Source organism: Pseudomonas sp. AO-1 (genome assembly GCF_019775695.1).
Lineage (GTDB): Bacteria > Pseudomonadota > Gammaproteobacteria > Pseudomonadales > Pseudomonadaceae > Aquipseudomonas > Aquipseudomonas parakoreensis.
In genome coordinates this window covers 4,996,438-5,009,319 of sequence record NZ_CP079947.1, presented here as the reverse complement: position 1 = coordinate 5,009,319, position 12,882 = coordinate 4,996,438, and the positions used below count along the sequence as shown (strand labels likewise).

13 protein-coding genes are annotated in these 12,882 nt (G+C 59.6%); 6 read left to right on the top strand and 7 right to left on the bottom strand.

Translation table 11 applies throughout. The features are described from left to right. Positions 1-54: 54 nt before the first annotated feature. From KVQ82_RS22700 to KVQ82_RS22685, 4 genes are all read right to left on the bottom strand, one after another. Complete coding sequence (locus tag KVQ82_RS22700) at positions 55-432, bottom strand: DUF2892 domain-containing protein (RefSeq protein ID WP_222016002.1); 378 nt, start codon at positions 430-432, stop codon at positions 55-57. 82 nt (positions 433-514) lie between these two features. Next, the gene (locus KVQ82_RS22695; protein ID WP_007911337.1) at positions 515-985 is read right to left on the bottom strand and encodes an RNA methyltransferase; all 471 of its coding nucleotides are present in this window, start codon (positions 983-985) and stop codon (positions 515-517) included. Positions 986-1,190: 205 nt separating this feature from the next. Next, complete coding sequence (locus KVQ82_RS22690) at positions 1,191-1,562, bottom strand: YajD family HNH nuclease (protein ID WP_003222612.1); 372 nt, start codon at positions 1,560-1,562, stop codon at positions 1,191-1,193. 49 nt (positions 1,563-1,611) lie between these two features. Continuing rightward, positions 1,612-2,298, bottom strand: a complete 687-nt coding sequence (locus KVQ82_RS22685; RefSeq protein WP_041070327.1) for a spermidine synthase — start codon at positions 2,296-2,298, stop codon at positions 1,612-1,614. 81 nt (positions 2,299-2,379) lie between these two features. Between KVQ82_RS22685 and KVQ82_RS22680 the strand changes: the two genes are divergently transcribed. Next, complete coding sequence (locus tag KVQ82_RS22680; RefSeq protein WP_041070325.1) at positions 2,380-2,664, top strand: hypothetical protein; 285 nt, start codon at positions 2,380-2,382, stop codon at positions 2,662-2,664. On the opposite strand, the gene KVQ82_RS22675 is transcribed toward KVQ82_RS22680, so the two are convergent. Next, a complete protein-coding gene (locus KVQ82_RS22675; RefSeq protein WP_041070525.1) occupies positions 2,661-3,134 on the bottom strand; it encodes a cyclic nucleotide-binding domain-containing protein in 474 nt (157 codons plus the stop codon). The genes KVQ82_RS22680 and KVQ82_RS22675 overlap by 4 nt on opposite strands. A gap of 206 nt (positions 3,135-3,340) precedes the next feature. Beyond that, complete coding sequence (locus tag KVQ82_RS22670) at positions 3,341-5,395, bottom strand: S9 family peptidase (protein ID WP_222016000.1); 2,055 nt, start codon at positions 5,393-5,395, stop codon at positions 3,341-3,343. Between the two features lie 1,286 nt (positions 5,396-6,681). Between KVQ82_RS22670 and ltrA the strand changes: the two genes are divergently transcribed. The 4 genes from ltrA to KVQ82_RS22650 all read left to right on the top strand — a co-directional run bounded on the left by ltrA (position 6,682) and on the right by KVQ82_RS22650 (position 10,322). Then, positions 6,682-8,379, top strand: a complete 1,698-nt coding sequence (gene ltrA / locus KVQ82_RS22665; protein ID WP_222015997.1) for a group II intron reverse transcriptase/maturase — start codon at positions 6,682-6,684, stop codon at positions 8,377-8,379. 95 nt (positions 8,380-8,474) lie between these two features. Then, the gene (locus KVQ82_RS22660) at positions 8,475-8,972 is read left to right on the top strand and encodes an MFS transporter (protein ID WP_086791999.1); all 498 of its coding nucleotides are present in this window, start codon (positions 8,475-8,477) and stop codon (positions 8,970-8,972) included. Positions 8,973-8,988: 16 nt separating this feature from the next. Then, complete coding sequence (locus KVQ82_RS22655) at positions 8,989-9,765, top strand: class II glutamine amidotransferase (RefSeq protein ID WP_007969599.1); 777 nt, start codon at positions 8,989-8,991, stop codon at positions 9,763-9,765. Between the two features lie 14 nt (positions 9,766-9,779). Beyond that, positions 9,780-10,322: a DUF2937 family protein gene (locus tag KVQ82_RS22650; RefSeq protein WP_007969600.1), complete on the top strand. Its 543-nt coding sequence runs from the start codon at positions 9,780-9,782 to the stop codon at positions 10,320-10,322. Between the two features lie 145 nt (positions 10,323-10,467). Here the strand turns inward: KVQ82_RS22650 and KVQ82_RS22645 are convergent, their stop codons facing one another. Then, positions 10,468-11,382 (bottom strand): LysR family transcriptional regulator, encoded by a 915-nt coding sequence (locus KVQ82_RS22645; protein WP_222015995.1) that lies wholly within the window; start codon positions 11,380-11,382, stop codon positions 10,468-10,470. Between the two features lie 158 nt (positions 11,383-11,540). On the opposite strand from KVQ82_RS22645, the gene KVQ82_RS22640 reads away from it, so the two are divergent. Then, entirely contained in the window at positions 11,541-12,827 is a 1,287-nt protein-coding gene (locus tag KVQ82_RS22640) for an MFS transporter (RefSeq protein ID WP_222015993.1), read from the top strand. Positions 12,828-12,882 lie beyond the last annotated feature (55 nt).

Sequence of the window (12,882 nt, the reverse complement as noted above, 5' to 3'; positions counted from 1 at the left end):
CAGGGGAAACGCATTCCACATGTAGGAGCTGCCGCAGGCTGCGATCTTTTGCTTTTAAACCCCGGCTTTCGGTGATTTCACCGAATCATCACCGGTAACGGTGGCGGTCTTGGTCGCCGCCTCGGCATTGGCCTTGAGCTGGCTCAGTTCTTCACCGGCGCGCTCGATCTTGGCACGCACGTTGTTCATGTCCTGACGGCTTTTTTCCAGCAGGCTCTTCACCGAGCTGTGCCCGGTGATGCCACGGGCCATCGCCACGCCGCCAATCGCCACTTGAATCAGACCGAACACGCCGCCACGGCGCAGGCCCTTGCCGACCATGATCACGCCACCGGCCAGCGAGCCGATGCGCTCCCAGCCCTGGACGTTCTGCTCGGTCGGGCTCTGGAACGGGGTGGAATCGATACGTTGGACGCGTTTGAGTTCGGTCATGATCTGTCTCCCAGGCAATGTGCAATAGATAGATAAGCTGACTGCCGCAGCGCCCGGCTCGTTCCATCGGATGTGCGACGTTTCAGCGGAATTTCGGCCCCGAGCGGGTGTTCAGGCCTTTGGCCATGCGGTCGTAGAGCACCACGTTGACTGTCGCTGCCAGATTCATGCAGCCGGTGGTCGGGATGTACACAACGTCTTCGCACCAGTCGCGGATCTCTTTATCCAGCGAGCCGTCTTCCGGGCCAAAGATGTATAGCGCGCGATCCGGGTGGGTGTATTCCGGCAGCGGGCGGGCGCCCTCGACCAGTTCCACGGCGACCGGGACGCAGTTGAGCGGGAGGATCTTTTTCAGGTCGTCGATGCCGATCAGCGGGATGTCGTAGTGCACACGCTTGGTGTCGGTGACGAAGTCGGCGGCGCGTTCATAACGCTTGCCGGTGTAGAACACCGACGCCACGCCGTAACAGCCTGCGGCGCGCATCACCGAACCGACGTTCTCCGGTGACTTGGGGTTGTACAAACCAATGCAGCTGTAACGTTTGTCTGCCACGAGCGGGGTGCCTTCGGGAAAAAGAGGGCGATTATACGGGGATTGGGGGAGGGCGGGCAGATTCGAGATCTGTGGTGTCTGGTCTGGCCTCATCGCTGGCAAGCCAGCTCCCACAGGTATCTCGGGTGTTCACAAAATTTGTGAGCGACCAAAATCATTGTGGGAGCTGGCTTGCCAGCGATGGGGCCAGTAATGGCAATGAAGATCAGTCTTCTTTTTTCATCAGGCCGGCGAGGGCGGCAAACGGGTTATGCGTGGCCTTGGCGATTTTTGGTGTGCTCAGCGAGCCGTCGCCGAAATACTGCTGGTCGGTGTAGCGCGAGTGCTCATTGTCGTGGCAATACAGGCACAACAGTTCCCAGTTCGAGCCGTCCTGCGGGTTGTTGTCGTGGTTGTGATCGCGGTGGTGTACGGTCAGTTCGCTCAGGCGCTTGCCGGAAAACTCACGGGCGCAGCGGCCGCAGACGTGCGGGTACATCTTCAGGGCCTTGTCGCGGTAGCCCATTTCCTTGTCGCGCTGGTTGTCGGCAAGGATGCGATCGAGCTTCGACGTGTTGGTCGGGGTGGACGAACTCATGGGTTCACCTTAGTAAAAAGACTAATGACGGTTATGTGCAGAGTTTAGCTCAGCCCTTGAGCTTCTCGGCAATCCAGATCGTGTGGCGGGTGCCCTTGTTGCCGTGGGCGAACACCTGGACTTCCTCGGCCTTGAAACCGGCCTTCTTCAATTTGTCGGAAAACTGCCGGTCAGCGCTGGCCGACCACACCGCCAGCACGCCCTTGGGCCGCAGGGCCTTGGCGCAGGCGTTCAGACCGGCGGCGGAATACAGCCAGCTGTTGGCCTTCTGGGTCAGGCCTTCGGGACCGTTGTCGACGTCGAGCATGATTGCGTCGAAGCCGTTCGGCTCGCTTTGCAGGACCTTGGCGACGTCGTCCTGGCGGATCACCGTGCGCGGATCGAGCAGTGGGCGCCCGGACTTTTCCCCGAGCGGGCCGCGGTTCCACTCGACCACGCCGGGCACCAGCTCGGCGACCACCACTTCGGCGCTCTTGCCCAGATGCTTGAGTGCCGAGGCGAGGGTGAAGCCCATGCCCAGACCGCCAATCAGCACCCGTGAATTCGGCCGTCCGGCCACCTTGCGGCAAGGAATCTCGGCCAGCGCATCTTCCGAACCGTGCATGCGCGTGTTCATCAATTGCCCGCCGTCGCCGCCCTGAATCTTGATGACGAAATCCTCGCCATACTCGAACAGGCACAGGGCGCCGCCGCTGTCAGGGATCGGCGTGGTGTCGAGCAGAACGAAACGTTTCATGGAAATCTCTACAAGGGGGGAAGGCAAGCAGGCCCGTTGGGAGTAGCCTGAACGCAGACTAGAGGCCAAACGGAGCCCTTGATGAAGCGCACCATTCTAACGGCCATTGCCCTGGCCGCGCTCGCGATTACTGCAGTGCAGGCGCAGCAGACCATTCCGGTCAGCCCGACGCCGCAACCCGGCTCGCCGGGTACCGCCACGCCGACCCCGTATCCGCAAATCACCCCGATCAGCGCACCGAAGGCCGGCGCCGGCAGTGGCAGCCCGCCGCTGGTGCCAATCGAAATGCCCAGCCCGCCGAGCAAGGATCAACCGGTGCCGGGCATCGAGCCGAACAGCACCAAGGCCAAATCCCCTGGCGGTTAAACCTGTTGCGCCGCCAGTTGACCGTCGGCCATGCGCAGGCGTTTGGAAAGGGACACGGCGAGGGCGCGAATGATCTTGGCGGCGATCTTCGGCGCGTCGTTGAGCATCTTTTCCAGTGAGTCCTTGCCCAGGTTGAGCAGTTGGCAGTTGCTCGCCGCGACGCAGGTCGCCGAACGGCGCTCACCATCGAGCACGGCCATTTCGCCGAACGCCCGACCGCTGCGCAGGGTGGCCATGGTGATGACCTGGCCGTCAGGGCCAGTTTTCTGCACCGCGACCTGACCGGTGTGGAGGATGCACATGAAACTGCCGGCATCGCCCTCACGGAAAATCGCTTCACCTTCAGCCACGGTGCTGATGCTGAAGTAGCCCGAGGCCGCGGCGAAGTCCGCCAGTTGCAATTGATCGAACAGGCCACAGTCCATCAGCCAGTCGCGGATTTCGTTGTTCAGTAAGGTCGGTTCTGACATGTCGTTGCGGTCTTTATTGTTTTCACATTTTCAAGGCACTACACGATCCCCTGTAGGGGCTGCCGAAGGCTGCGATCTTTTGATTTTGAAAGGCAAGATCAAAAGATCGTCCGATCGCGGCCCGAGCCTTCGGCAGCTCCTACACGGGTTCATGAGTATCGGCCTCCTGGGTCTGGAGTTAAGACCCAAGTGACCGATGGAGTTCCTCAGGCCAGGCCCAAAACCTTGAACACAAATGCATATTCGAGCGCTACGTCACGTAATCCCTGATAACGCCCGCTCATTCCGCCATGCCCGGCGCCGAGTTCGGTCTTGAGCAGCAGCACGTTGTCGTCGGTCTTGGTCGCGCGCAGTTTCGCCACCCACTTGGCGGCTTCCCAGTACTGCACGCGGCTGTCGTTGTAGCCGGCGATCACCAGCATTGCCGGGTAAGCTTGCGCGGTGACGTTTTCGTACGGCGCGTACGCTTTGATCCGCTCGTAGACGTCCGGCTCTGCGGGGTTGCCCCACTCGTCGTACTCGGTGACGGTCAGCGGCAAATCGGGGTCGAGCATGGTGTTGAGCACGTCAACGAACGGCACTTCGGCAATCGCCACGCCGAACAGGTCCGGACGCTGGTTCAGCACTGCGCCAATCAACAAGCCGCCAGCGCTGCCGCCGCTGATCGCCAGTTTCTCGGCGGTGGTGATGCCGTTGAGGATCAGGAATTCGGCGCAGGCAATAAAGTCGCTGAAGGTGTTGTGCTTGTGTTCCTGTTTGCCGGCGCGGTACCACGCTTCGCCCAACTCGCCGCCGCCACGCACGTGGGCGATGGCGAAAGCCATGCCGCGATCCAGCAGGCTCAGGCGCGCGTGGGAGAACCACGGGTCGAGGCTGGAGCCGTAGGCGCCATAACCATACAGATACAGCGGCACCGGTTTGCCGACCATTTCGCGTTTCATCACCAGACTGATCGGCACCTGCGTGCCGTCCGGCGCGGTGGCCCACAGGCGTTGGCTGACGTAGGCGTCGGCGTCGAACGGGCCGAGCACCGGGGTTTCTTTCAGGACGGTTTGTTCGCCGCTGTCCAGCCGTAACTGCCGCACCTGCGCCGGACGGTTCAGCGCCTCGTAACGCAGGCGGATGCGGTCGCTTTCGAACTCCAGGCTGTTCTGCACATAGAGGCTGTAAGCCGCGTCCGGTAATTGCACGCGATACGGCGTCTGGCCCTGTGGATGAACTTCAATGATCGGCAGACCGCCTTCGCGCAGGCTCAGGGTCATGGCCGCGGTGTTCAGCGTCACGCCGTCGAGCATCACTGTGTCGCTGTGCGGGATCAGGTTCTGCCAGTCGGCTTCGTTCGGCACCACACCGGTGTCCGGCGCCTGATACAGGGCGAAGTTGATGCCGTCGCGGTTGGTGCGGATGAACCAGGTGCAGGCGCCATCCAGCGCGCCGTGGTCGACATCGTATTCGTGATCCTCGACCCGGGGCGCCAGGCAGGTGAAGGGCAGGTGCGGCTGATGCGCGTCCAGGGCCCAGACTTCGCTGGTGGTCTTGCTGCCCAGGGTCAGCAGCAATTGCTGCTCGGAACTGGAGCGGTAGCAATGCAGGAAGAAACGTCCGTCCGGCTCATGGAACACTTCTTCGGCAGCGGTGCCGTCGAGGCGATAGCGAAACAGCTTGTGCGGGCGATGGGTGTCGTCGAGCACGCCGAAGAACAAGGTCAGGCTGTCGTTGGCCCAGGTCATGCTGCCGTCGCAGTCCTGGAATTCCAGCTCGCTGACCTTGTCGCTGGCCAGTTCCTTGACGAACAGCGTGTAGATCTCGTCGCCCGAAGCATCGACGCTGTAGGCCAGGCGCTGGTGATCCGGGCTGATGCTGAACGCGCCGAGCGAGAAGAAGCCGCCATTGGCCAGCACGTTCGGGTCGAGCAGCAGTTGCTCGCGGCTTTCGTCGAGGGTCAGGCTGTCGTCGGCCGGACGCGGGCAGCGGTAATGCCGGGCGTATTCGTCACCCGCCGTGGTGCGCGTGTAATACAGATACGGCCCCCACGGCGAGGGCAGGGACAGGTCGGTTTCGAGGATCCGGCCCTTGATCTCTTCGAACAGGCTTTCGCGCAGGGCGGCCTGATCGGCGGTCTGTGCTTCCTGATAGGCGTTTTCAGCCTTGAGGTAGTCGAGCACCGCGTCGGTGTCGCGTTCCTGCAGCCAGGCATACGGGTCGGCACCGGCAGCCTTGCGGGCGATCGGGGCGCGGATGACGTGGGCGGATTCGGGCATGGAAGGCTCTCGGACAATATTCGGAATAAAGGTTTTCGCAGATCGTGAAACCATCGCACTCTCCTGTGGGAGCGAGCTTGCTCGCGAAGGCGTCCTGTCAGATGACATTTGTTTCACTGACCCGACGCTTTCGCGAGCAAGCTCGCTCCCACAGGGTTTGCTGTTGGCCGTCTGGCATTGGGACAAGCCTGACGGGCGAAAAGTCGTTACTATAAGCGCCTCTGTGCGACACGCGTAGCGTGTCTTCAAGACTTCGAGGTGGATGGTCATCTTGAAGGGCTGTTCGATTACAGCCAAGGCTGGAGTACCCAATCTCCGGAATAAAAATCCATCAAAGAAGTCCACTGCCTTCAAGGACTTACCGTTGCGGCGGGGCATGCCCACAGTCGATCAGCATTCGACACAATCGACTGGGAAAGGATCTTTTCTTTCTAGAATGCATCTTCAATCTTCGGTTCTCACAGAACCTCACCCCTGCGGGATAGAATCCCCGCAAGGGTTTTCTCCTGCTTCGAAACAGGAGGAAACACTTTTCTGAGCATGCTGACTCTGTCAGTTCCTGCTTATCCCTCTGAAGACTCGAGCGAAAGCTCTGTCTGTCATTGTCCATCCAGCTTGCTTGCAAGTTGGCAGCGGACTCGTTGTACGACCAACGATAGCCTAGGAAGACATGCGTCATTGGCAACGATGAGGTGTGAAGCTTTTCCAACAACGTAGCCCCTGAAAAGGTCTGCAGCCACCGTGAGGGGATGTAGAGATGCTCGGAGCTGAACCGGGTTGAGGCGCCAGGCTGGTTGGCATGGGCAACATATGTGAACTGCTGATAAACGTCGTAATTATAAACAAGCCAAAACAGCTGTCAGGCTTGAGCCAAAAGGCAAAGTGATCGGATATCTCTGTAGAGGCTGGAGATACGTCGTCATCAGAATCACCGGCGAAAAGGCAGGCCCTAACCCAATCGTGTGACAGGCAGGGAACGTGGTAAGCCCGTATGGCTGCCTTCGGGCAGGTGAACCGCAAGGGGATCTGTTGGCTGTGCGGGTATGGGATCGCAGAGAAAGCGAAAGTCGATCTGTAATGGATCGAATAGGGGTTGGAACATCACCCCACGGGAAACCGGGCAGACTTCTGCGTGGTCTTTCGTCGCATGAACTCTGACTGAGCCTGTCTCAATAATCTCAGAAACCTGCAGTTTAGGTTTCCCATTTATCCAGCCCTGACGGGACGTCCATTCCCGTCAGGGAATGCGTACGTCTTCAGCTCAGGCAATTTGAGAGGAAGGCAGCATGAAAGTACACAGCCCTACGGCCGTGTCTGCGCCTTCCGGCGCTCCGCAGCAATGGCATGACATCGATTGGTGGCGTGTTCAGCGGAATGTCCGGGCGATGCAGTTACGGATTGCGAAGGCTTGTCGGGAAGGCAATTGGCGCAGGGTTAATTCCCTGCAACGAATGCTGACCCGCTCTAGTTCGGCCAGATATTTGGCCGTTCGGCGAGTCACTGAAAACCAGGGCAAGCGCACGGCGGGAGTCGACCGCGTGCTCTGGGATACACCCGATGCCAAATGGAAAGCGGCAAACGGGTTGAAGCGCCACGGATACAAACCACGGCCTTTAAGGCGTGTGTTCATTCCGAAGTCAAACGGAAAGGAGCGCCCACTGGGCATTCCGACCATGACTGACAGGGCCATGCAGGCTCTATACCTTCTAGCTCTGGCGCCCATTGCAGAAACCACCGGAGATCCGAACAGCTACGGCTTCAGGATCGAGCGCTCTACCGCAGACGCAATGGGACAGCTGTTCATCTGCTTATCCAAGAAGGTTTCGGCCGAATGGGTACTGGAGGCGGACATCAAAGGTTGCTTTGACCACATCAACCATGACTGGCTGATCGTCAATGTCCCTACGGACAAAACGATCCTCCGGAAATGGCTAAAGGCTGGAGTGATTCATAAAGGTCAGCTTCAGGCAACGGATGCCGGTACGCCACAGGGCGGGATCATCTCGCCAACCTTGGCAAATATGGTGCTGGATGGATTGGAGTCACAGCTCAAGCAACATCTGGGCGTGACAAAGGCCAAGAAGCTGAAAATCAATGTGGTGCGCTATGCGGATGACTTTGTGATTACCGGAAACTCGAAAGAGATGCTGGAGAGCGAAATCAGACCTTGGGTGGAGAAATTCCTCGCTTTGCGAGGATTACAGCTGTCACTCGAGAAAACCCGTGTGGTTCACATAGACAAAGGTTTTGACTTTCTGGGATGGAATTTCCGCAAGTACGAGGGAAAGCTCCTGATCAAGCCAAGCAAGAAAAACGTGAAAGCGTTCTATCGCAAGGTGAAGGACGTCATCAGTACCAACAAAACGGCAAAGCAAGAGGATCTGATCCAACGGCTGAATCCGATACTGCGTGGCTGGGCGATGTACCACCAGCCAGTAGTTGCCAAGAAGGCGTTTAGCAGAATGGATAACTCTGTTTTCCATGCTCTCTGGCGTTGGGCGAAAAGGCGACATCCTAATAAATCGTTGGAATGGGTCAGGAGAGGTTATTTCCAACCCCATGAAGGCAGAAGTTGGGTGTTCGCCACCATGGCGATGAGGACGGACGGGACGAAAGCAATAGCTCCCCTGTACTCAATAGCGAGCACTGCGATCGAGCGGCATAGAAAGGTGAGCGGGGAATACAACCCCTTCGATCCCTCCATGGAGGAAATGGGAGAGAAATTACGAATGGTGCGTATGCTTAAAAAGCTGAAGTATCGGAAACAGATCGTAAGTCTCTTTCAAAGCCAAAAAGGTCTATGTCCGCTGTGCAAGCAACCGATTACCAAGGAAAGCGGGTGGCACGACCATCACGTAATCCACCGCTCGCAAGGCGGTGGAGACACCTTGGATAACCGAGTACTATTGCATCCAGTTTGTCATCAGCAGCTACACAGCCGTGGATTGACAGTAAACAAGCCGGCTCCAACCGGGGCTTTCTAAAGACTTGAGCCGTATGCGTTGAAAGGCGCACGTACGGTTCTTAGGGGGAGGCAGACCAGTAATGGTCTGTCTCTACCCGACTTGCCTGCCTTGCCATGGACACCATGACCGAGAACGACTATCTGATCGCCTGGGGCCTCTACGCCTTCGCCGCTGTGGGCTGCCTGTTGGTATGGATGCGCCTGACCCGCTGGATGTGGCGCTGGCTGCGCGAGCCGCTGCGGGTGCTGATGGCGGTGTTGCTGTTCAGCCCGACCATCATTGATCCGGTGAAAGCCAAGGTTGCACCGTCGATCGCCATTACTGCGCTGGATCTGGCCTTCAAGGTCGGCAACAACGCCTGGCGGGCGATTTCCGACCTGTTCATGTACGGCATGATTGCGTTCGGCATCTACCTGATTTTCGTGCTGATCCGCTTCCCGATCGAACGCGCCTCACGCGCCCGTCGCGAGCAGGCCGAAGCCGCCAAGGCCGCGGCGCGTGCCGATGATCGCGACGACGATCAGCCGTTCGGCGCTGCCGGTGATGACCGTTACGGTCGCCCGCCATTGCCGAACAACCCGCAGCGCATGCGCGTCGAGCCGCGTCTGTAACCACGAGAGTCAGCACATGTGTGAATTACTGGGCATGAGTGCCAACGTGCCGACCGATATCGTGTTCAGCTTCACCGGCCTGATGCAGCGCGGCGGGCGTACCGGCCCGCACCGCGACGGCTGGGGCATTGCCTTCTATGAAGGGCGCGGTCTGCGCCTGTTTCAGGACCCGGCCGCCAGCAGTGAATCGGAAGTCGCCAATCTGGTGCAGCGCTATCCGATCAAGAGCGAAGTGGTCATCGGCCACATTCGTCAGGCCAACGTCGGCAAGGTCTGCCTGTCCAACACCCACCCGTTCGTCCGCGAACTGTGGGGCCGTAACTGGTGTTTCGCGCACAACGGCCAGCTCGCCGATTTCACCCCGATCAAGAGCTTCTACCGCCCGGTGGGCGACACCGACAGCGAAGCGGCGTTCTGCGATTTGCTCAACCGCGTGCGTGCAGCCTTCCCGGAACCGGTCGATATAGAAGTGCTGCTGCCGGATCTGGTCGCCGCGTGTGCTGAATATCGCAGCAAAGGCGTGTTCAACTGCCTGCTCAGTGACGGCGACTGGCTGTTCTGCTATTGCTCGACCAAACTGGCACAGATCACCCGGCGCGCACCGTTCGGCCCGGCGCGGCTCAAGGATGTCGATGTGATCGTCGATTTCCAGGCGGAAACCACGCCCAATGACGTGGTTACGGTGATCGCCACCGAGCCTTTGACCGAAAACGAAACCTGGACCCGTTACCAACCGGGCCAATGGAGCCTGTGGCGACGCGGCGAATGCGTCAGCCAGGGCACGACCGAATAAAGGATCTCTCCTCGATGTTGCTCAGTTATCTACGGCTGGTGTTGTTTGCGGCGGGCCTGTTGATCGGTGTCCAGGTGCCGGGGTTCATCAACGATTACGCCAAACGCGTCGAAGCCCATCTGATCGAAGCGCAGACCGGTCTGCGCGGTTTTCAGGGCACCGCCGAGCAGTTCTTCAAGGGCGATTTGCAGGCGCTGGTCGCGCATTACCGCGCCAGTGACGACCCGGTGTTTCGCAGCGATGCCGACAGCCTGAGCACTTTGCTCAACCGCCAGACAGCGCTGGATAAACAGTTTCAGGCGATGCAGGGGCCGTGGTACATCCGCTTCCTGCAAGTGGTGCTGGCCGCCGACCCGGACATTCGCAAGGAAACCTGGAACGGCTACAGCTACCAGATCCTGCTGACCCCGGAAGCGATGATCTGGGGCATGAGCGGCGCGTTGCTGCTGTCGTTCGGCATCGAGTGCCTGATTCGTCTGATTGACTGGGTGGTGCTGGGTGGCCGGCGTTTGCGCCAGAGCCGCCCGATTGAAGATCGCGACGTGCGCGGCCTCTAAAGCTTGCAAGGTTCCTGTGGCGAGGGGATTTATCCCCGATGGGGCGCGAAGCGGCCCTCAATGGTGTGTCAGATAAACCTGATTGTTCGGGTTTCAGGACTGCTGCGCAGTCCATCGGGGATAAATCCCCTCACCACAGGTGAGATTACTGAGTGAGGGTGACGTAGTTTTCACCGACCTTGCGCGCATACCCCGCCAGCACCTGCTGACACAACGTCACCATCTCCTCGACCCACTCCACGCCAACTCGCCACGACACCACCACCTGCAGATTCGGCGGGCGTTGGTCGATGTCGAGCAAAGTCAGTTCACCCCGCGCCAGTTCCTCGGCCACCAGCACCGGCGGCAATACGCCAATGCCGAATCCATCACCTAACAACCGGGTAATCGCCGACACTGAATTCACGCAGTTCAGGCGTGGCGCGAGCACGCCGTTGGCCTGCATCAGCGCCAGCAGGTCCTGGTGCGGTCGGGAGTTTTTCGAATAAGTGATGATCCGTTCCTGCGCCAGCTCACCAAGGTCGGCGTACTCGCGGTTGTAGATCGAGTTGCTGGCGACGATCCAGCCCAGCGGATGGCTGGCCAGCTCGAGGCTGCGCACGCTTTCGTGGCGCACCAGATCGGTTTGCAGAACGATGTCGAGAAAGCCTTTTTGCAGCTGATCGCAGAGATTCAGCGAGGTATCCGCCACCAGCTCGATTTCCACCCGCGGATACCGTTCGGTCATCTGCGCCACCAGCGGGCTGAGCCAGGTGTGAATCACCGTGTCCATCACCCCGATACGCACCCGGCCGACCTTGCTCGAACGGGTCTCGATTGATTGCTTGAGCGCCGACATCGTATCGAGCATCTGCTCGGCGTAATCCAGCACCTTCAGGCCTTCGGGCGTCAGGCTGACGCCGCGTGAGTCGCGCAGAAACAGCTTCACCCCCAACTCGCCTTCGAGCACCGCGATGCGGCTGGAAATCGACGCCTGGGTGGTGAACAGCTTGTCGGCGGTCAGGCGAAAACTCTTCAGCCGGGCGACCCAGACAAAGGTCTCGAGAAACTTCAGGTTCATGGCAACGGCTCGGGTGACAAATTTTTCTTATGCCTAAGGCGGGTTTTTATTCGTTGGACGCAGCAGGGCCGGGCGACGAAAAATCGGCGCATCCGGTTCCCACGATAGGCGTCGTCGGAACTTCGAACAAGACCAATAAAAGCCTGCGGAGACTTGCCATGCGTGCGCCCGACACCCTCGACCTCCCCAAGAACACGGCCCGCCCCGGACCGTTCGACTGGTATCGCAACATCAATCAGCAGGAACGTCGTACCTTCTGGAGCTGCAAGATCGGCTATGGCCTGGACGGCATGGACACGCAGATGCTCAGCTTCGTGGTACCGACCCTGATCGCCATGTGGGGCATCACCACCGGACAGGCCGGGCTGATTCACACCAGCACCCTGATCGCCTCGGCCATCGGCGGGTGGGTGGCGGGGATTCTCTCCGACCGCATTGGCCGCGTGCGCACCCTGCAACTGACGGTGCTGTGGTTCGCCTTCTTCACCTTCCTCTGCGGTTTCGCGCAGAACTACGAACAGCTGCTGATCGCCCGCACCCTGATGGGCTTCGGATTCGGCGGTGAATGGACCGCCGGCGCGGTGCTGATCGGTGAAGTGATCCGCGCCAAAGATCGCGGCAAAGCGGTGGGCATGGTGCAGAGTGGTTGGGCGTTGGGTTGGGGACTGACGGCGATTCTGTATGCGCTGCTGTTTTCGCTGTTGCCGCCGGAAGAGGCCTGGCGGGCGCTGTTCATCCTCGGCATCGTTCCGGCGATTTTCGTGATCTTCGTGCGGCGGCTGGTGAAAGACCCGGAGATCTATCGCGAAGCCAAGGCGGCGCAAACTCCGGAACACCCGGCGAAGTTCTACGAGATCTTTGCCCCGGGCATGCTGTTCACCACGTTCCGCGCCTCCTTGCTGACCACCGGCGCGCTCGGCGGTTACTACGCGATCACCTCGTGGCTGCCGACCTTCCTCAAGAATGAACGCGGCTTGAGTGTGCTCGGCACTGGCGGGTATCTGGCGATGGTGATTGTCGGCTCCTACGTCGGCTATGTGATCAGCGCTTATCTGACCGATCTGCTGGGACGTAAAAAGAACTTCATCCTGTTTGCGGTCGGTTCGTTCACCATCGTCTTGCTGTACACGCAGATGCCGGTCAGCAACGGGGTGATGCTGTGGCTGGGCTTTCCGCTGGGCTTCTTCGCCTCAGGGATTTTCAGCGGCATGGGCGCGTTTCTCACCGAGCTGTTTCCAACGCGGATTCGTGGCTCGGGGCAGGGTTTCTGCTACAACATCGGCCGGGCGCTGGCGGCTCTGTTCCCGCTGCTGATTGGCCTGCTCAGCCAGAAGGTGCCGCTGAGCGTGGGTATCGGTGCGTTTGCTGCGGTGTCCTACGGCGTGGTGATTCTTGCGGCGTTGAGCCTGCCGGAGACCCGTGGCAAGCAACTGGATGCGCAGTAACTGATAACCTGCCGGGCAAGCGTCCTACAGATAAAAAGACAAGAAGCTACAGGAG